We start from the raw sequence: 19266 nt of genomic DNA, 5'->3' as shown, positions 1-19266 counted from the left end.
AGGTTTGCACGTATTATTTTCACCATGTCGCATCGCTTTCAGTGCTTTAACACTAGCAACGTTTAGTTTGGCTACTCAAGCGCAAACTCAAAATGACGCTTTTGATAACGATGTATCACAGCAAGCGAATTCTCAAGCCGTAGAGCGGATTCTAGTGACGGCAAACCGCAGTCCTAGTCGATTGCTGACGACCGCTGCCAGTATTGGTAGTGTCGACAAGTCCGAGTTGGATTTGATAAACCACCAGCACATTAATCAAGCTTTGCATCGAATCTCTGGCACATGGATCAGCAGAGGAAATGGCCAAGAGCACCTCACCGCTATTCGATCTCCAGTACTCACTGGCGCTGGCGGGTGTGGCGCTTTTTTTATGGCACTTGACGGCATATCATTGCGCGCCCCTGGATTCTGTAATGCGAATCAATTGTTTGATGCCAACACAGAGCAAGCTCAACGTATCGAAGTTTTGCGCGGTCCATCAAGCACCTTGTTTGGCTCGAATGCTGTGCATGGCGTAATCAACATCATCAGTCCTGATGCATATGCTAGCACCGCAAACTCGGTCGGCTTACGGGCAGGACGTGACGACCACCTTCGAGCGAGTCTTGCATACCGCACACAAGAAGATAACAGCGCCTTCGCTGTTTTTGGCAACCTTACTCAAAATAATGGTTATCAACAAAACAGTGGCTACGACCAACAAAAAATGACCTTGGTATACCAACAAACTGGAAACGTGTGGCAAAATAAAACGGTTCTGGATATAGCAAACTTAGAGCAAGAAACAGCAGGTTTTGTGCAAGGCTTTGAGGTGTTTAAGGATAAACAAATACGTCGTTCAAACCCAAACCCTGAAGCATTTCGGGATGCAACATCATTGCGTGCATATTCACAGTTCAGCATGGAAACAGCGAATGGTAACTTCTCAGTAACGCCATATATCAGACGAAACCAAATGGCCTTCTTGCAACATTTTTTGCCTTGGAAAGCTCTAGAAGAAAATAGTCACAGTAGTGCCGGGATACAATCACAATATCGCTATCAAAAAGATAATCTCAACTTGACGACAGGTTTTGATTTTGATTTTACTCGGGCCAATTTACGCGAAACTCAAGACCAGGCTTTTTCACCTAACATTCCTCAAGGTGAGCACTATGATTACAATGTGAATGCCTCAACAACAGCAGCTTACGTTCAGGCGCAATGGGAGCTATCTAACTGGCAACTAACGCTGGGGGGAAGACTTGAAAATGTACTTTTTGACTACGACAACCTGTTAAAAGATGGAAACGCTTGCGCACCTGAGGTAGCAACCTGTCGGTTTACGCGCCCTGAAGATCAAAACGTAAGCTTCACTGTATTCTCACCAAGCTTTTCAGCCTTGTATAGTGTAAACCAGTATCAAACGGCTTACTTCAAACTCAGTCAAGGCTTTCGCGCCCCTCAAGCAACAGAGCTATTTCGTTTGCAAAACAATCAAAGCGTTGCCGACCTAAATGAAGAAGAGATAGACGCTATAGAATTGGGTTGGCGATTAGTCAGCGACAAATATGCGTTCAATGCGTCTGTATTTTGGCAAGAGAAAAAAGACTTTATTTTCCAAGATACTAATCGGCAAAATATATCTAATGGAGAGACTCGTCACCGCGGTCTTGAGTTGAGTGGAAAATATCATCTCTCGCCAAGCGTTTATATTTCTGGCAACGCAACTTATGCGACACATGAATATGCGAATGCCATTGCCATTTCAAATACCAATATTGAAGGTAATGAAATAGACACAGCGCCTCGCACAATTGGTTCAGCTCAGCTTGGCTGGCATGTCAGTGACACTATTCAAACTGAACTATCACTTCAGCATGTGGGCGACTACTTTTTGAACCCTGAAAACACGGCTGAGTACGATGGTCACACATTGGTCGATTTGAATCTTCACTACGAATATTCACCGCAACTTCGCTTCAATGCAAACATCTATAACTTACTGGATAAAGACTATGCTGAACGCGCAGATTTTGGCTTTGGTAACTATCGTTACTTTGCAGGACAGCCTCGCAGGATATTTGTCGGTGCTACATGGTCATGGTCTCAGCAATAGCAAATAAACCCTGAGAGAAATGTGAATATGCCGCTTTTGTGTCAAGCACAAGGCGGCTATACTTAGCGGAAATTGGCTCGAACTCGAGAACTCAAAAAACATGGCAAGTTTTCAACATCAATCTGCACTTACCTTGCTGCCTGAATGGGCTGAGCAAGAGGCTGTCATACTCGCATGGCCACACTCAGATACTGACTGGCAACCCTGGTTAGACGAAGTACAAAGTACTTATATAAGCCTTATTCAAGCAATAAATGAGAGTGGCTGCGTGGTCCTTTTGCTGTGTCGTGAGAGCGAGCTTGGTATAATTAAAAGCTTGGTGCCTTATCGCAACAAAGTCCTGTGTATTCCATGTGACTATAACGATACTTGGGTGAGAGATTATGCCTTTCTGACTTGCGAAAGTGAAAACGGCAATGTTCCCGTTAATTTTCAGTTTAATGGTTGGGGCCAAAAGTTTGATGCAAGCAAAGACACAATGATCAATGAGGGTGTGTTCGCGCAGCTATGTCAAAACCCAATGCAACATTTTGATATTGTATTAGAAGGTGGCGCAATTGAAATTGACCAAAACCAACACTTAATATCGACTCAATCTTGTTTATTCAATCCTCTTCGGAATGGGAACATGTCTGGGCAGGAATATGACAACCTGTTTCACGGGAAGTTAGGCGCTGAAAAAACCACACTTTTTGCTGACGGTCACTTGGAAGGCGATGATACCGACGGACATATAGATACCTTAGTACGGTTTACGCCCTTGCACGGCTTAGTGATTCAAAGTGCCAATAATTGCCCAGAGGATAATCACTTTCCGGGCCTGTTCAAATTGGTACAAGCCTGTCAGCAAACATTTCCAACACACGCGATTTATGAATTACCGCTGCCAAATATGAAAAATGCAGAAGGTGAAAGACTACCGGCTTCTTATGCAAATTTTCTCATTTGCAATCAAAGCGTATTGTTTCCGGTGTACCAACAAAGCGAAGATGCACTTGCGTTAGAAGTCATTCAAAACGCTTTTCCAAATCACCGTATAGTCGCGATAAACTGTGCTCCTTTGGTGCAACAATTTGGTAGCTTGCATTGTATTACGATGCAAGTGCCAAGCAACACAATCACATCCGATATTATAGAATTAGCCAGAGATGGAGTCGCCGTATTATGAAACAGAATCAATCTCAAACAAAAAAACTAAAAGTGGGCCTAAAAGTGGGCTTGGTACAACAAGCTGTAAGCTCAAATGACAAGCTCGAAAATTGGCAGAATAGCGCACAAAAAGTAAGAGAGCTTGCCGCAAATGGTTGCGAGTGTATTTTACTGCAAGAGCTTCACAGCACGCTGTACTTTTGCCAAGAAGAGGATGTTGATGCCTTCGATTTGGCTGAGCCAATTCCTGGTGAAGCCACCGAGTATTTCGGCAAGCTGGCAGCAGAATTGAGTATCGTGCTAGTCACCTCTTTGTTCGAAAAACGTGGTTCAGGCCTTTATCATAATACGGCTGTAGTGTTCGATCGCAGCGCTGAAATCGCAGGCAAGTATCGCAAAATGCATATTCCTGACGATCCTGGTTTTTATGAGAAGTTTTATTTCACCCCCGGCGACATGGGCTTCGAACCTATCCAAACCAGTGTCGGTAAGCTCGGCGTGCTAGTTTGTTGGGATCAGTGGTACCCAGAGGCTGCTAGGCTCATGGCAATGGCTGGCGCCGATATACTCTTCTACCCGACAGCTATAGGTTGGGACCGAAACGATACGAAGGAAGAACAGCAGCGCCAACAGGACGCGTGGCAAGTTATCCAACGCTCTCATGCCGTCGCGAACTCAGTGCCAGTTATTGTGGCGAACCGAGTCGGTTTTGAACCCTCTCCTGTGACTGGTGATGCAGGTATCGCGTTCTGGGGCCATAGTTTTATTGCTGGCCCACAAGGTGAAATACTGGCTCAAGCAGGCAGCGATAAAGAAGAGACGCTACAAGTCGAACTCGATATGACGCGCACCGAGGACATTAAGCGTATTTGGCCGTACTTTAGAGATCGCCGTATTGATGCATATGATGACTTAACGCTTAGGTGGCGAGATTAAGCCTTGATCCCAGTCGAATAGAGTTTGTTATTAAATAACAAATGCGTTTGATAGGGATCTTGAAGTAGGCTTTGAATAGCTTCATCTTCAACCCACAAGCCCCCGGTATATTGACCAAATGCTGGCATCAGTAGGATATTCTCAGTGCTGACAAAACACTTTCCCGTCATTCTATGTCGGGCCTTTTTTACACTCAATTTTGGATGAAAGTGACCAATCACTTGCGCTGTCGCGTTTGCAAAGCGAGTTAGGTTCTCAGGTTCATGAACCCAGAGAATGTTATCTATTTCATAGTATTCGCTCGACTGCCCTAATATTGCATCTGGCATTTCTGGGTCGTGATTGCCTAAGACCCAAAACCAAGCATTTACACCGCGGACTAAGTCGTTTATGTCAGATAAGTCTCTATTATTCATGCGACTGAGAGCATTGCCGTCATGCAGACTATCACCTAAGCAAATGACCTGTTTAGGGTTATATTCCTGTAGCACGTTTTGCATGTTTGTTATGGTCTTTGCGGTATCAAAGCGAGGTAATGGGTTCGCGAACTGAGAAAGAAAGCTACCCTTTTCAAAATGCAGATCAGAAAATACCACCATGTCATGTCTAGGCCAAACTAAGGCACCACTGGCATCTAAGATGAAGCGGTGGTCAGCAAAGTTTATCAGACAAGCTGTTCGCGCATGCAGCTTGGCCAACAAGGCATCTTCAGTAATCATTAAACATCTCGTTTTTTGCTCAGCAAGTCTTTGACTTCTTGTAGCATGTTTTCGGCCTCTTGATACAAGCTTGCTTGCTCTAGTAGGGCTTCTGCACCTTGGCCTTTTATCTGTTCCGATTTCACATCCAACACAATCGGGATAGCCATCGGCGATGCTTTTTCCAATTGTTGAAATGCAAACATGCCGTTAAAGCGGATTAGCGTATCACCTAGGCGCTGCAAGTCTAAAAGCTCTCTCTCAGCATCCTCTCGCGTGACTCGTAGCAAGATATGGTCAGGATCGTGCTCGCGTAAGGTATCGTATATGAGGTCTGTGGAAAAGGTCACCTGCTTCATGGTTTTTCGGGTACTGTGGTATTGTTGCTCTATTAACCCACTGACCACAGCCACTCGTCGAAATGAGCGTTTTAACATTGGCGCCGCTAACATCCAGTCTTCAAGTTCGTCGCCCAATATATCTGGGTTAAACAATGCTGGAATGTGAGCCTCTTCTACCACCGCAATGGAGGAGATGGATAAGCCATAGTCTGTGATACTGAAACTTAGAGGCTTTAAACCTAACTTTTCCATCCTACGAGTCACTAACATACCCAATGTTTGATTCGCTTTTCTGCCCTCAAATGTATAAAACAAGGTGTATTGTGTTTGCCTAAACGGAAACTGCTCTACCAACACTCTGTCTGTTGAGGGAATTAAAGAAAAGCCAGCTTGTAAATCCAGCCATTCTCTGACTTGCTTGGGTAAGGCGCGCCATTTTTCAGGTTCATTAAGTAAAGCTCTGACGCCGTCAGCCAGGAAGGTGCTAAGTGGCATCTGCCCACCCACATAGCTTGGGATCTTCGGCTCTTTTGCTTTGCCAGGCCTCGCTTCTACCATCATATCTTTGATACCTTCAAATCGCAGCACTTCACCAGCGAAGAAAAAGGTATCTCCAGGCACAAGTTGTTGCGCGAAGTATTCCTCAACTTCTCCAATAATTTTGCCTTGATGTGCACGCCGAAGGCGTTTAACTCGAAGTCGTCCGGCTTCAACGATAGTGCCGATGTTTTGCCTATGACGCATAGTAATGCGTTTTGAGGCAGGCGCAAAAACACCAGGCTCAATTTCGGTCAAACGGTTGTATCTTTCATAGGCCTGCAAAGCATAACCCCCGTTTTCGGTAAATTGCCAAAGTGACGTAAAGGTTTGCAAATCAAGCCCACCATAGGGACTGGCGTCGAGGACTTGTTGATAAATTTCATCCATGCTGGCAGGCTGACTACAAACGCAATTTAAAATGTATTGTGGCAATACATCAAGCGCGCCAGAATGGGGACTGTCGCCATCTAATTCCCCCTGTTTGATTGCATTAATAGCAGCTTGGCATTCCAAGGTTTCGAAGCGGTTAGCGGGCACCAAAAGGGCTTGCGAAGGTTCATCCATTCTATGATTTGAACGACCAATACGCTGCAGTAAGCGACTTACGCCCTTAGGAGCGCCAACTTGAATAACCAAATCGACATCCCCCCAATCAATGCCAAGCTCAAGCGCCGAGGTTGCTACAATTGCTCGTAGTTTTCCAGATGCCATCATTGCTTCTGTTTTCTGTCTCTGCTCTTTACTCAATGAGCCATGATAAATGGCAATAGGTAAGACTTGTGTGTTTTCAGTCCATAAATGTTGAAAAATAAGTTCAGCTTGAGCGCGTGTGTTAACAAAGACCAGGGTGGTTTTCGCTGTGGCTATTTGCGCATAGATATCTTTGACAGCGTACTTCCCCATATAACCGCCAAATGGCATACGCTCCTTGGTTTTCAGCAACTTTATCTTCGGCTTAACTTTGCTTTTTACCGCTAATACTTCGCATGGTTCTCCGCTTGATCCCAACCACGCTGCTAATGCTTCTGGTTGAGCTACCGTGGCAGATAAGCCAAATCGAACAAGCTCTGGACTGAGACTTTGCAATCTGGCCAATGCTAAGGCCGTAAAATCGCCCCGCTTAGTGAAAGCAAAACTGTGAGCTTCATCAACGATAATGGCTTTAACTTGCCCAAAAATGCGTGGGGCATCAGCGTAAGACAACATTAACATCAGTGATTCAGGTGTAATGAGCAATATGTTGGGCGGCCTCTTGCGCTGCTGCTGACGTTGGTAAGCGGTGGTATCTCCGGTTCTTGCGCCCACAGTAATCGGCAAAGACATATCATCAATAGGCTGCTGTAGGTTACGGTGAATATCTTGCGTGAGGGCTTTTAAGGGCGAGATGTAAATAGTGTGCAAACCCGTTTGTGGGTGCTTAGCTAAATCTATTAAGGTAGGCAAAAATCCAGAGAGCGTTTTACCCGCGCCAGTAGGAGCAATCAATAAGGTAGAACGTTGTTCTGCAAAAGCCTTAACCATTTGCTTCTGATAGGGGCGCACAGACCATTGTTTATCTTCAAACCAACTCGAAAACAAAACGGGTATGGTTTTTAAACGTTTTACAGAAGCAGAAAAAGTTCTTGTCACTAAACGCACCAAAATGGAGTTACACGCGTAAGTAACTCTGTTATGAAATTATCAACTCCAACTAATATGCAGCATCCGCAACATTGGATTACTACAAATCCAAATGGTTTGTATTGTGAAGCGCTTGATGCCTATATCGATCCAATGCAAGCGGTTGCTCGTGCCATCGTCACTCATGGTCATGCAGACCATGCGCGTGCTGGCCATGGGGAAGTGTATGCCACCCCTGAAACAATGGCAATCATGCGCATTCGTTACGGTGAAGACCACGCACAAAAGCAAATTGAACTCGCTTATGATCAGACTATCGATTTAGCTAAAGGCCAATTAATGCTGAAACCTGCTGGACATATTTTAGGTTCAGCCCAAGCCGTCATTGATCACGCAAGCCATCGTTTAGTCATTTCAGGCGATTACAAACGCAGTGCTGACCCAACTTGCGCGCCTTTTGAAGTCTGCCCATGCGATGTTTTTGTTACCGAGGCAACCTTTGCATTGCCAGTGTTTCATCACCCGCCGATATTACAGGAAGTGAACAAACTACTAGATTCGTTATCACTATTTCCTGAGCGATGTCATCTTGTAGGCGTTTATGCCTTAGGGAAATGCCAACGGGTAGTCCTTGCATTGAGAGAATTGGGCTATCAAAAGCCCATTTATATGCATGGTGCTTTGCTAAAATTGTGCACTCTGTACAAAGAATTTGGCATTGATATGGGCGCTATCGTTCCTGTTAGTGAGGTCGAAGATACTAAAACCTTAGCTGGCGAAATTGTGCTCGCGCCACCCTCAGCATTGAATGACCGATGGTCTCGCAAATTACCAAATGTGATTACCGCCATGGCTTCAGGTTGGATGCAAATTCGAGCGCGTTCAAAGCAAAGAAAAGCAGAGTTGCCGATTATCATATCAGACCATTGCGACTGGCCAGAGCTTCTGCAAACCATCAGTGAAGTAAATCCTGGGGAGGTCTGGGTAACACATGGTCGAGAAGCGGCTCTCGTTCATCAAGCGCAACAGATGGGTTATCGAGCCAAAGCCTTGTCCCTCGTTGGCTTTGATGAAGAGGCTGCTGAGTAATGGAGAAGTTTGCAGAGCTAGTCGACAAACTCTATTTTACGTCAAGTAATCTGGCCAAGTCCGCCATTCTTAGAGAGTATTTGAAAAGCACTCCTGACCCAGACAGAGGTTGGGCTATCGCCGCGATCGCCGGAACGCTCAACTTTGACTTATTCAAACGTAAGCTGATAAAAGATTTGATAAAGTCGCGTGTCGACCCAGTACTGTTCGATTTAAGCTATGATTATGTGGGTGAAATGAGCGAAACGGTTGCCCACTTGTGGCCAAGCGACCAAGCAGAGGCAACAATGGATAGCCCTTTACCGAGTTTGAATGAGCTCGTTCTTACCTTCAAATCAAGTGCGAAAAAAGATATCCAAGACATTCTCATTGACTTACTGAATAGAATGACGCCAAATCAACGGTGGGCGCTCATTAAACTCGGTACCCGAGGTTTGCGAATAGGCTTGTCTTCACGTTTCTTAAAAAAAATACTCGCTGAATATGCCGTTTCATCAGATATTCAAGTAGAAGATATTGAGCGGGTTTGGCATGGTGTCGAGCCGCCTTACACCGACCTTATGCAATGGTTAGAAGGAGATGCTCCAAAACCAGATATATCCGAAAAAATCACCTTTCAACCGGTTATGCTATCCCATCCCTTAGACGAAGTAGACTTGCCCCGCATGTTGAATTCAGATGACCGTTCAGTGCAATCAGAAGACAGATGGCAAGCAGAATGGAAGTTTGACGGGATACGTGTTCAACTTGTCTGTAACACCAACGGAAAAGCGCTATTTAGTCGCACAGGTGACGACATTGGCCATAGCTTTCCAGACCTACTAGCAAGTATTGATGAGAACACAATGTCTGGCGTATTTGATGGTGAATTATTGGCTATGAAGGAAGGCAAGATCTTGAGCTTCAACCAGCTTCAACAACGCTTAAATAAAAAGAAGCCGAGCAAGCAATTAATCGCTTCGATACCGGTGGGTATGATGTTATACGACGCACTCTTTTTAGACGCCGCAGACTTGCGTGAATTACCGCTTTCACAGCGTTACCAGCATTTAGCTACATGGTATCAAAAGCACAACACTGCAAAATTAAAACTTTCGAAAGCGCTCACGTATCGAACTATCAATGATTTGCAAACTTTGAGAGAAACAGCAAATACGAGTGAAGAGTACATTGAAGGCTTAATGCTCAAGAACCTGGAAGGTAGGTATGTAGCGGGCAGACCTAAAGGTCAGTGGTATAAATGGAAGCGCGATGCAAAAGTCATTGATGCTGTCATTATGTATGCACAACGAGGACACGGTAAACGTTCATCATTCTACTCTGATTATACCTTTGGGTGCTGGCAGGACGGTAAACTATTACCTGTCGGCAAAGCTTATAGTGGCTTTACCGATGCTGAGCTAAAGCAACTCGATGCATGGGTTAGAAAGAATACTATCGGCCGTTTTGGCCCAGTGAAAGAAGTGAACAAAGCGCTAGTATTTGAGTTAGCCTTTGATTCTGTGCATGAATCAAAACGTCATAAGTCCGGCTTGGCCTTACGTTTCCCTCGAATCCATCGCATTCGCTGGGACAAGCCGGCTGATGAAGCAGACCAGTTGCAGACGCTTAAGAATATGATTGTTTGAGATTCAAAGTCTTGTTGGTAGACTGCTATGCTATGGCATTGCGTCATACTCATGTAGATTGCGTCATCCCCATGCAATTTGCGTCATCCCCATGCAGATGGGGAGCTAGGTTCCCGACTGCTCGGGAATGACTATGTGCATTGCGTCATCCCCATGCAGATGGGGAGCTAGGTTCCCGACTACTCGGGAATGACTATGTGCATTGCGTCATCCCCATGTAGATGGGGAGCTAGGTTCCCGACTGCTCGGGAATGACTATGTGCATTGCGTCATCCCCATCCAGATGGGGAGCTAGGTTCCCGACTGCTCGGGAATGACTATGTGCATTGCGTCATCCCCATGTAGATGGGGAGCTAGGTTCCCGACTGCTCGGGAATGACTATGTGCATTGCGTCATCCCCATCCAGATGGGGAGCTAGGTTCCCGACTACTCGGGAATGACTATGTGCATTGCGTCATCCCCATGTAGATGGGGAGCTCGGTTCCCGACTGCTCGGGAATGACTATGTGCATTGCGTCATCCCCATGTAGATGGGGAGCTAGGTTCCCGACTACTCGGGAATGACTATGTGCATTGCGTCATCCCCATGTAGATGGGGAGCTCGGTTCCCGACTGCTCGGGAATGACTATGTGCATTGCGTCATCCCCATGCAGATGGGGAGCTAGGTTCCCGACTGCTCGGGAATGACTATGTGAATTGCGTCATCCCCATGCAGATGGGGAGCTAGGTTCCCGACTACTCGGGAATGACTATGTGCATTGCGTCATCCCCATGCAGATGGGGAGCTAGGTTCCCGACTGCTCGGGAATGACTATGTGCATTGCGTCATCCCCATGTAGATGGGGAGCTAGGTTCCCGACTACTCGGGAATGACTATGTGCATTGCGTCATCCCCATGCAGATGGGGAGCTAGGTTCCCGACTACTCGGGAATGACGTTGGTGGCGGGAATGACGTTGGTGGCGGGAATGACGTTGGTGGCGGGAATGACGTTGGTGGCGGGAATGACATTGATTGCGGCAACAACTAAATATTAGATGAAATATTAAATAAGGATTGTTTTAGAGATGTATAAGAAAAAGCTCTTCTTTTTTGGTTTGGGCACGGCCTTTATCCTACTCATTGCACTTGCATGCACAGCGGTATCTGCGCACCTTACGCGGCAGAACTTGGAACAGAGTACAATTGCTCAGTCCTTATTAAGTGAGCATCAACAGCTTTCCAGTATTTCTTACCGGCTCTTTAAACAGCTTACCGATGAAATTATTTTTGGTAAAAATGCCAACCAAGCAAATGTCCGCAAAAAGCGGGCGATTATCGCTGAATCTATCGTCAATATTAGACGCTTGGAATTAAAGCAACGAGAAGCTTTAGGTGAAGATTTCACGCTAGGTACCGTAGAAGATACCGACGAACTTGATAGTTTAATTACATCCATAATCAATGAATTTGAGATGATTGTAGAAAACAGTACTAGTGTCCCCATTGCGCAAAAACAAAACCTACGCAACTTGCTAGAAGAGAGTATCGACAATGAATTTAGAGAAGCGATAAACGCAGCAGAAGTGCGTCAAAGTCGAGTAGTGAGTAGCATCAATGCGCGAATAAATGCCTTAAATACAGCGATAGTTTGGTTTACATTGATTCTAGGTCTATTGGTAGTCCCGCTTATTGGCTATGCCTGCTATTGGTTATTTAACCAACTTTATCAGCCGCTTATACTCATTCAGCGCGCCACCAATACAATAGCCAACGGTGACTACCGAAAGCCTATTTCTGATACTCTTGATAGTGAATTTCAGCAACTCGCCACCTCAATCAATCAGCTCGCTAAGCGGCTGCAAGAACACGAGGCAAACGAAGCTCGCTCCCGCAAAAATTTAGAGTTCCAGGTAGAGCAACGCACTAGCGAGTTAACCCAAGCCAACCTACAGTTGACCAAAATAGACTCTCGTCGTCGTCAATTCATTGCTGATGTATCGCACGAATTGCGCACGCCTTTAACGATCATAAGAGGTGAGGCTCAAGTGACTTTGCGTGTGAAGTCTATCTCAGAGGCAGAATACAAAGACACACTGCAAGTAATACTCGATCAAGCCGTCAACTTGAGCCACTTAGTTGATGGTTTATTACTACTCACAAGAGCTGAGATGACTGAGCTTCATTTAGAGCTTTCTAGCATGGATATGGAGCCCATTATCATGTCAGAAGTCGCAAAGTGGCGTAAACTTTGCGAAAACAGAAATATTGAAGTTGATGAGAATATTAAAAATACACTGACAAAGGTACGCATAGACAAACCAAGAATAGAACAGGTTTTTTCAATATTACTCGATAACGCTAACAAGTATTCAGCCAAGAATGAAGCCATTAAAATATCGATAGGTTATTCTGAGGAATGCATTAACATCTCAGTGTCGGATACTGGCGAGGGTATTTCAGGAGCTGAAATTGAGAATATCTTCGAACGTTTTGTTCGCTTCAGCAAGCATAATGAGGGAGTTGGTCTTGGTTTGCCCATTGCCAAAGCGATTGTTGAGGCCCATAAAGGCAGCATTAGTGTCAATTCCGTGCAAGGTGAAGGAACGACCTTTTCTGTCAAATTACCGCTAGATAACTTAACACTGAAAAATGAATCATGAAAATATTAATCGCTGATGACGAATTACCGCTATTACGTTTTTTAGAAAAAGGTCTTAAAACAGAAGGCTACGAATGTGACACTCTGAGCCAACTGCATGAGATATTACCTTTTGTTAAAAAGCATTCGTCTACGATCCTCGTATTGGACAGAATGTTTGGTGATGAGGATAGCGTGTCTATTGTTTCTGCATTGAAAGCCCTTCCCAACCCTCCCATGATTTTAATGCTAACGGCTCTTGATGAAGTTAATGAGAGAGTCAAAGGCTTACAAGAAGGTGCAGATGACTATTTATGTAAACCTTTCGATTTCGATGAATTGTTAGCACGGATCGTTGCCTTGAAACGGCGAGTAACCCAACAAACACCCGATACAATAAACTCGCTGAAATTCTCAAAGCTAGAACTATTGCTAGATGAGCGAGTGGCAAAACTAAACGGAGAAGAAATAGGCTTAACTAAAATAGAGTATGAGTTGCTTCAGTATTTGCTCGAAAACAAGAACAAAGTTTTGTCGAGAGAAAGAATATTGAGCCGAGTGTGGCAGACTTACAGTGACCCCAACACCAATATTGTGGATGTTTATATTAGTCGCTTAAGAAAGCGCTTGGATGCGGATAAAGCAATTGCGATTCAGACATTACGCGGGAATGGATATCGCTTGGGCGAAACCGCCCAAGCGTAAACACCGTTTCTACTACTTGATTGGAGAAAGTAGCTTCTCATTTGTTACCAGATTTCTAACGCCGTGAGCATGATCTTCGTTGAACTCATTGCTTTCACACCATTCACCAACTGAATTGATATCTACTTTAGCAACCTGAGGTCTTACGCTCCAGCTTACTTTCAGAGGAGAAGCTTTTTCATTGAATGAGGGGCCTGTGGTTGAACCAATATACTCAACCGGTGTACCCGTATTATTCGGAATGTTGACAGCTTGATAATAGCCATCGCGCTGCTCTACTTTCGCTAAGTCTTCGAAGTCTAATGCATCGTCATCGTTTACAAGAACGAACACTTGACCTTCAACACGAAGACCTGGGTTCATTGAACTGTCTGACAAACACGCGCCCAAGGTTGGACCTGGCTTGATATCATTTGACGTATAGACATAATGCAATTCAATAGTATCGCCCGCCATTAGTGAACCACCCTTGGCAGCACAGATGTTTTTGTTGACTGGTTTTGTTTCGGCAGCAGAAAGTGCACCATCATATTTGAAGCCAGTCATGTAACCTTTACCGTCACCATTACCAGCATAGGTTGTGAACTCACCACCCTTGTGTTCTGCATTTTTGTGAAAATGAATGTTACACAAGTTCATTTGTGTTGACGGTGCAGCAAAGCCAAAAACTCGCTTGTTAGTACCCTCTTTAGAATCGATGTCTCTTGGAGACTGGGGACCAAAGCCCTTTCCATCAGTGTTCATTTCGAGAGCGGCACGGTTTTTCTCAATAACATCGTCGCCGACAGTTTTAGAAATTGCAGGACTCGCGCCAACTAATAGAGCTGCAGCAAGTGATGAAAAGATAGCTAGTTTTGTAGGTGTAAACTTGTTCATATTTAACCTCTGTTGGGTTTTACAGCAGACTTTGTCTGGTGTCGTCAACGTTTTCTAATTTATAAATGACTGCGGAAATAAGCCGCAAGCACTCGTTCTAATACACTTTATTTTATGGTTTTAAAACTTCCGACCAATAGAGATATAGTCACTCTATAGGCTTTGTGGATGTTAAGAGTATAGGCGAGTAAATTGAAAAAGACTTTGCTTCAACATTAAAATTAGATTAAAAGCGATTAATTTAACCATGAGGACCGTGAATTCATCGAATAAGCAAGACAAAAAAAGACAAGTCATAGCGCTATATTTACTCAATATAATAAACTAGATTCAAATGGTTCGGCGGGCTACACTACAAAAAACTTCTTAGAAAAGGACTTATTTATGCGGCATTATCTCCTCATAAGCCTCTGCCTTATATTATCGGCATGCAGTATATCGGTTACTGAGCATCGCCTACCCTATGACGCCAACACCAATGCAGTTGCTAACAAAAACCAAGGCTTTTCTAAAGGTCGATTACAAAACATCGACACTAAAATGCAAAGGTATATTGACGAAGGTAAACTAGCAGGAATCAGCACATTGGTCGCCAGGAATGGAGAGATAGTCCATGACTCCACACTTGGCATGCAAGATCGCGAGGCTGGACTTGAGTTACAGAAAGACACTATCTTCCGTATTTATTCAATGACAAAACCAGTCACTGCTGTGGCCGCACTGCAACTATGGGAGCAAGGCAAGTTTCATATGAATGATCCCATTGCTTGGTATATACCTGAACTAGCAAACTTAAAAGTGTATGTTAGTGGTAGCGGTGATGATATGGTGCTTGAAGATGCAAATGCACCCATCAGAATTATTGATTTATTCATGCACACTGCCGGTTTCAGTTATGGTTTTACTGGTAGCGAAGTTGATAATTTGTATCGCGCATCTCCCATGACACAGGGCAAAGTGAAAGCGGAAGATGTCATGAGTGAACTGGCTAAACTCCCACTCAATCATCAACCTGGCACTCAGTGGCACTATGGTGTGAATACCGATGTGATTGGGGCGTTAGTTGAACGGTTGTCTGGAATGAAACTGGGCGAATACATGCAAAAGAACATTTTTGTACCTCTTCGAATGACCGACACTGGTTTCTCAGTTGCTCCTGATAAAGCTCACCGACTAGCGCAAATATACAGTAGCGACAAGAATGGAAACACGATTCCGATGGAAAATGAACCTTTAGGCGACTTTTTGAGTGACCCAGAAGTTCATAATGGTGGCGGCGGCTTAGTCTCAACCATGGACGATTATCTTACCTTTGCACAAATGCTATTAAATGGGGGTGAAATAAACGGTGTTCGGATCTTAGGTCGAAAAACAGTTGAATATATGACGAGCAATCATCTTCCTGCAGACTTAGTTCCATATGCAGCTAATTCACTTGGTGAAGGCTATGGACTAGCAGTTTCGGTAACCGTCGACGAGGGGCAAAGTCGATTTTTAAGTTCAGAAGGTAACTTTGGGTGGGGAGGCGCAGCATCAACTTACTTTAGAGTCGACCCAAAAGAGAATCTTATTATCATTGGAATGGCGCAGTTTGTGCCTATCGGTACCCACCGATATCATGATGATCTCCGCAATTTGGTTTACCAAGCACTGATAGACTAAGCGCTTCTCTGGCTGGCGCACTGCTTTTGCGCTAGCCCTTGACTAAATATCGGGGAAGATCGCTTTGATTTGAGAAGGCGATAAACGCCAATGACTCATTAATGCTTCAGCAAGCCAAAAACGTATATCTGTCGTTGGCATGAGATCACGTTTTTCGAACAGTTGATCTTCGTGCAAGCCAGGCCATGTACCCATGACTTGGCCACCTTGTAGTTTGCCACCTAACTTACGCACCGCACCACCAGCAAAAAACATCACACCGCCGGTACCGTGGTCGCTGCCACCAGTGCCATTTAGCTTAACAGTTCGACCGAATTCAGAACTGATTACAATTAAGGTATCTTGCCAAGTATCGCCCAGCTCAGTCCTGATATTTTTTAGGCCTTCATCCAACAAGCTAAACTGCCTAGACAGGCGTTTACTCATATTATTATGGGTGTCCCACCCACCCATTTCTAACATGCCGCAGCTTGTATTTTGCTCATTTCGTAAAAGCTCGCCGCAGCGCTGCGCCAAGAAAGGAAACTTAGGTCTGCGTGTTTCCTTCATTTGCATATTCGGATTTTCAGTTTGTTCGATAGCTTGCTCTAGCAGACCGGCTAGGTGTGTGTCGCCTTCGTACATATCGGCTAATCGGGCCAGAGTATCTTCATCTGCTTCAGGAAAACTAGATGGAAACCAAGTATCAACGTCATTGGTCGCACCACGCAGCGCAATTGGAACCGTTCTGGCTACTGCGACGCCATTACCTCGATACTGATTGAGTGCCCTAGCCAACCAACCATTTTCGTGTTGCGTGTGATCTAGCCCACTTTCAAGTTGATCTTGCCCATCAAAATGTGAACGCTTTCGATATCCTGATGCTACCGCAACGACAGGCGTCATTTCCTTGCGCTCATAAAGCTGATGCAAAAACGCTAAGTCGGGATGCAAAGAAAACTGATGATCAAGTGTCAGTAAGCTTTTCTGAATGGGCTGAACAACAGACTGTCGGTAGCCAGCAAAGTCAGGATCACCTATCGGAAATAAGGTGTGTAAGGGATCAAGCGCTCCTCGAAGCATTACCCAAATCACTTTTTTTGTCTTGGTTTGTGCAACTGGGTTGAAAGCAAAAACGGTAGGACATTGCAACATGACTAAACTAGCCGCCGACGCTTTTAAAAAGTCTCTACGTTTCATAAGCGCTATCTTCTCTGAAATTCAGGGCTGAGTAATAACAGGGTAATAGCCTGGGTTTGGCTCTCCGCTCTGGCGATTGTCTCTGCTGTCTTCGCGCTCAATAGAGGTCCGAGTGCTTGTTTAGCAATCTCACTTACAGGTAACTTCACCTGTTCAGCAAAATGCCCTGCCCACTCTATTCTGTCTCGCAAAGCCTGTGCACTAGACCACGCATCGGAGGTATCTGCGTACCCTGCTGGTGAACCGGCATTGAAGAATCCTTGCCCCATTAATTCTAATACCTGGAATACATTTGGTTTTGGTCGATATAGTTGGCAAGCACGGCAACTTGAGATAATAAACTCTCTAGGCGTTTTAAATTTCTGATTTTGCAAAGACCAGGCGTCAGGATGAGTGATCATCGCAGAAACTACTTGTGGAATACTACCTTGGGAAGCCAAATAAACTCGTTTCATTTCCCCTACCAGTTTGGGAGATGGCTGATCTGCAATAAAGTGTCTTGCTAACTTGTAACTAAGGTGTTGAGCAGTGCTAGGGTGCATTGCTAAGTCAGTTAATATATTCTGGCCCTGACGCAAGCCATCTTGCTTCGTTCTTTGCTCGTATACTTTTCCTAGCACTACTCGATTTCCTGGTTCATGAGCAGATACTCGATACTTGAAGCCCGCCGGCTCATTTTTATGCGGTCGACCCACACTCCATCCCGTTATAGCTTTGGCAAATTCGACCACGTCTTCCTGTGTATAACCGGCCTTAACACCAAGAGTGTGAAGTTCAAGGATCTCTCGAGCTAGGTTTTCATTAAGACCCTTCCCTTTGCGTCGTCTACCTATTCGACTATTCGGCCCGATAGACTGCTCATTATTCAAATACAACAACATCGCTGGGTGTGAGATGACCGCCTGAAGCATATCTTCGAATGACAGACTCAGATTTGCGGCAATGGCTTCTCTCTCCATCGTAGGTGCGAGCGCTGTGATTAAAAGGTTATTCCTAGAAATGCTAAAATGATTAGAGAAGAAATCGAGTAGACGCGCTTGAAGGACCTGTGAAGTTTTGAAGCTAAATTTTGTTGATTCAATCGCTAAATCGCGAGCATGAGAAACGATCTCTTTACGCTTTTGCGTCAGAGAAGCTTGCATGTCTTGGCTGGCTTCACTCGCGTTTTTAAGTTGGTTTCTTATTTGGTTGTATGCCATGACTTCAGTAATCGCCACTTCTGATGTGAACTTACTTTCAGGCATTTTGTAAGGCACCAATTGTGCTTTCAGCCAACTAGTAGGATTGGTTTTTGAAATCGCACGAACATCCGTTTCGGTAGCACCATAACCGAAACGATTCATTGCAATATATGCTTCTGTTTCTTCGTTCAAATCCAAAGCCCTAAGAGACCTAATAGAATCAATATAACGAAAGCAATTAAAAGCTCAAAGGGATTTACATGTTATTTACGTTTGTCAGCTTTTAAGGAAGGAACGACACTGTGATTAATATCCTCAATAGAAGGACTCATCAGGCTAAATAAGGTTTGAATGCTTCGTGAAGAAAAGCGGGCCCGAAAGCCCGCGAAAAATGACTGATTTCTTGGTCGATTACTTAATTGAGAGTGTTACTTCAATATTGCCACGCGTTGCGTTTGAATATGGACATACCATATGGGCTTTATCCACTAAGCCCTTCGCTTCTTCTTTATCCATATCACCTAGAGAAACGAGTAATTCAACTGCAATACCAAAACCCCCGTCAATAGCGCCGATAGACACTGAGGAATCAATATGTGTTTCGGCCGGCAGGCTAACTTTAGCTTGACCAGCAACGAATTTAAGCGCCCCGATAAAACAAGCGGCATATCCGGCAGCGAACAACTGTTCAGGGTTAGTTCCTTGTCCATCATCACCACCTAAACCTTTAGGAGTCGAAAGCGCCACTTCCAAACGACCATCATCAGTTTTTGCAGACCCTTCTCGTCCACCAGTTGCAGTTGCGTGTGCGGTATATGCAACGTTTTGTAATTTATTCATCAAATACTCCTCGTAAATTTAGTTTGCATACAAACAATAACGCAAGAAAACACATCTTGCAAATAATTTGCATGCAAATTAATATAATCACACCTAGGAGTAC

At 44.6% G+C, this 19266-nt stretch carries 15 protein-coding genes; 9 read left to right on the top strand and 6 right to left on the bottom strand.

Features of this window, described 5'->3' with window-relative positions; all coding sequences use genetic code 11:
* The first annotated feature begins 4 nt into the window (after nucleotides 1–4).
* The 3 genes from RM544_RS13465 to RM544_RS13455 all read left to right on the top strand — a co-directional run bounded on the left by RM544_RS13465 (nucleotide 5) and on the right by RM544_RS13455 (nucleotide 4183).
* Complete coding sequence (locus RM544_RS13465; RefSeq protein WP_311362319.1) at nucleotides 5–2098, top strand: TonB-dependent receptor; 2094 nt, start codon at nucleotides 5–7, stop codon at nucleotides 2096–2098.
* 100 nt (nucleotides 2099–2198) lie between these two features.
* A complete protein-coding gene (locus RM544_RS13460) occupies nucleotides 2199–3266 on the top strand; it encodes an agmatine deiminase family protein (protein WP_311362318.1) in 1068 nt (355 codons plus the stop codon).
* Nucleotides 3263–4183 carry a carbon-nitrogen hydrolase gene (locus RM544_RS13455; RefSeq protein WP_311362317.1) on the top strand — a complete coding sequence of 307 codons (921 nt, stop codon included), beginning with the start codon at nucleotides 3263–3265 and terminating at the stop codon, nucleotides 4181–4183. Before RM544_RS13460 ends, RM544_RS13455 begins: the two co-directional genes overlap by 4 nt.
* Here the strand turns inward: RM544_RS13455 and pdeM are convergent.
* Nucleotides 4180–4902, bottom strand: a complete 723-nt coding sequence (pdeM, locus tag RM544_RS13450; RefSeq protein ID WP_311362316.1) for a ligase-associated DNA damage response endonuclease PdeM — start codon at nucleotides 4900–4902, stop codon at nucleotides 4180–4182. The two genes, RM544_RS13455 and pdeM, sit on opposite strands and share 4 nt — an antisense overlap.
* A complete protein-coding gene (locus tag RM544_RS13445; protein ID WP_311362315.1) occupies nucleotides 4902–7391 on the bottom strand; it encodes a ligase-associated DNA damage response DEXH box helicase in 2490 nt (829 codons plus the stop codon). Before RM544_RS13445 ends, pdeM begins: the two co-directional genes overlap by 1 nt.
* Nucleotides 7392–7433: 42 nt before the next feature.
* Between RM544_RS13445 and RM544_RS13440 the strand changes: the two genes are divergently transcribed.
* From RM544_RS13440 to RM544_RS13420, 5 genes are all read left to right on the top strand, one after another.
* Nucleotides 7434–8471 carry a ligase-associated DNA damage response exonuclease gene (locus tag RM544_RS13440; RefSeq protein ID WP_432264487.1) on the top strand — a complete coding sequence of 346 codons (1038 nt, stop codon included), beginning with the start codon at nucleotides 7434–7436 and terminating at the stop codon, nucleotides 8469–8471.
* Complete coding sequence (locus RM544_RS13435; RefSeq protein WP_311362314.1) at nucleotides 8471–10099, top strand: cisplatin damage response ATP-dependent DNA ligase; 1629 nt, start codon at nucleotides 8471–8473, stop codon at nucleotides 10097–10099. Before RM544_RS13440 ends, RM544_RS13435 begins: the two co-directional genes overlap by 1 nt.
* Nucleotides 10100–10983: 884 nt before the next feature.
* Nucleotides 10984–11130, top strand: a complete 147-nt coding sequence (locus RM544_RS13430) for a hypothetical protein (RefSeq protein ID WP_311362313.1) — start codon at nucleotides 10984–10986, stop codon at nucleotides 11128–11130.
* A 37-nt stretch (nucleotides 11131–11167) separates the two neighbouring features.
* A complete protein-coding gene (locus RM544_RS13425) occupies nucleotides 11168–12742 on the top strand; it encodes a sensor histidine kinase (protein ID WP_311362312.1) in 1575 nt (524 codons plus the stop codon).
* Entirely contained in the window at nucleotides 12739–13425 is a 687-nt protein-coding gene (locus RM544_RS13420; protein WP_311362311.1) for a response regulator transcription factor, read from the top strand. The genes RM544_RS13425 and RM544_RS13420 overlap by 4 nt, the downstream gene beginning before the upstream one ends.
* Before the next feature lie 12 nt (nucleotides 13426–13437).
* On the opposite strand, the gene RM544_RS13415 is transcribed toward RM544_RS13420, so the two are convergent.
* Nucleotides 13438–14301 carry a delta-class carbonic anhydrase gene (locus RM544_RS13415; RefSeq protein ID WP_311362310.1) on the bottom strand — a complete coding sequence of 288 codons (864 nt, stop codon included), beginning with the start codon at nucleotides 14299–14301 and terminating at the stop codon, nucleotides 13438–13440.
* Nucleotides 14302–14685: 384 nt separating this feature from the next.
* Between RM544_RS13415 and RM544_RS13410 the strand changes: the two genes are divergently transcribed.
* Entirely contained in the window at nucleotides 14686–15963 is a 1278-nt protein-coding gene (locus tag RM544_RS13410; protein ID WP_311362309.1) for a serine hydrolase domain-containing protein, read from the top strand.
* Nucleotides 15964–16005: 42 nt separating this feature from the next.
* Here RM544_RS13410 and RM544_RS13405 read toward each other — a convergent pair whose 3' ends face one another.
* From RM544_RS13405 to RM544_RS13395, 3 genes are all read right to left on the bottom strand, one after another.
* Nucleotides 16006–17142 carry a DUF1501 domain-containing protein gene (locus RM544_RS13405; RefSeq protein WP_311362308.1) on the bottom strand — a complete coding sequence of 379 codons (1137 nt, stop codon included), beginning with the start codon at nucleotides 17140–17142 and terminating at the stop codon, nucleotides 16006–16008.
* 5 nt (nucleotides 17143–17147) lie between these two features.
* Nucleotides 17148–18515 carry a DUF1800 domain-containing protein gene (locus tag RM544_RS13400; RefSeq protein WP_311362307.1) on the bottom strand — a complete coding sequence of 456 codons (1368 nt, stop codon included), beginning with the start codon at nucleotides 18513–18515 and terminating at the stop codon, nucleotides 17148–17150.
* 219 nt (nucleotides 18516–18734) lie between these two features.
* Nucleotides 18735–19163 carry an organic hydroperoxide resistance protein gene (locus RM544_RS13395; RefSeq protein WP_311362306.1) on the bottom strand — a complete coding sequence of 143 codons (429 nt, stop codon included), beginning with the start codon at nucleotides 19161–19163 and terminating at the stop codon, nucleotides 18735–18737.
* Nucleotides 19164–19266: the final 103 nt, after the last annotated feature.

It is taken from the genome of Brumicola blandensis (genome assembly GCF_031846165.1).
Lineage (GTDB): Bacteria > Pseudomonadota > Gammaproteobacteria > Enterobacterales > Alteromonadaceae > Glaciecola > Glaciecola blandensis.
Note: the sequence above shows the minus strand (reverse complement) of the source record. Positions and strands in the feature narration are given on the sequence as shown.

Coding starts and splice junctions, on each gene's coding strand:
- RM544_RS13415 (WP_311362310.1), bottom strand. CDS start 14,301: ATGAACAAGTTTACACCTACAAAACTAGCTATCTTTTCATCACTTGCT.
- RM544_RS13420 (WP_311362311.1), top strand. CDS start 12,739: ATGAAAATATTAATCGCTGATGACGAATTACCGCTATTACGTTTTTTA.
- RM544_RS13440 (WP_432264487.1), top strand. CDS start 7,434: ATGAAATTATCAACTCCAACTAATATGCAGCATCCGCAACATTGGATT.
- RM544_RS13410 (WP_311362309.1), top strand. CDS start 14,686: ATGCGGCATTATCTCCTCATAAGCCTCTGCCTTATATTATCGGCATGC.
- RM544_RS13460 (WP_311362318.1), top strand. CDS start 2,199: ATGGCAAGTTTTCAACATCAATCTGCACTTACCTTGCTGCCTGAATGG.
- RM544_RS13435 (WP_311362314.1), top strand. CDS start 8,471: ATGGAGAAGTTTGCAGAGCTAGTCGACAAACTCTATTTTACGTCAAGT.
- RM544_RS13395 (WP_311362306.1), bottom strand. CDS start 19,163: ATGAATAAATTACAAAACGTTGCATATACCGCACACGCAACTGCAACT.
- pdeM (WP_311362316.1), bottom strand. CDS start 4,902: ATGATTACTGAAGATGCCTTGTTGGCCAAGCTGCATGCGCGAACAGCT.
- RM544_RS13425 (WP_311362312.1), top strand. CDS start 11,168: ATGTATAAGAAAAAGCTCTTCTTTTTTGGTTTGGGCACGGCCTTTATC.
- RM544_RS13405 (WP_311362308.1), bottom strand. CDS start 17,142: ATGAAACGTAGAGACTTTTTAAAAGCGTCGGCGGCTAGTTTAGTCATG.
- RM544_RS13455 (WP_311362317.1), top strand. CDS start 3,263: ATGAAACAGAATCAATCTCAAACAAAAAAACTAAAAGTGGGCCTAAAA.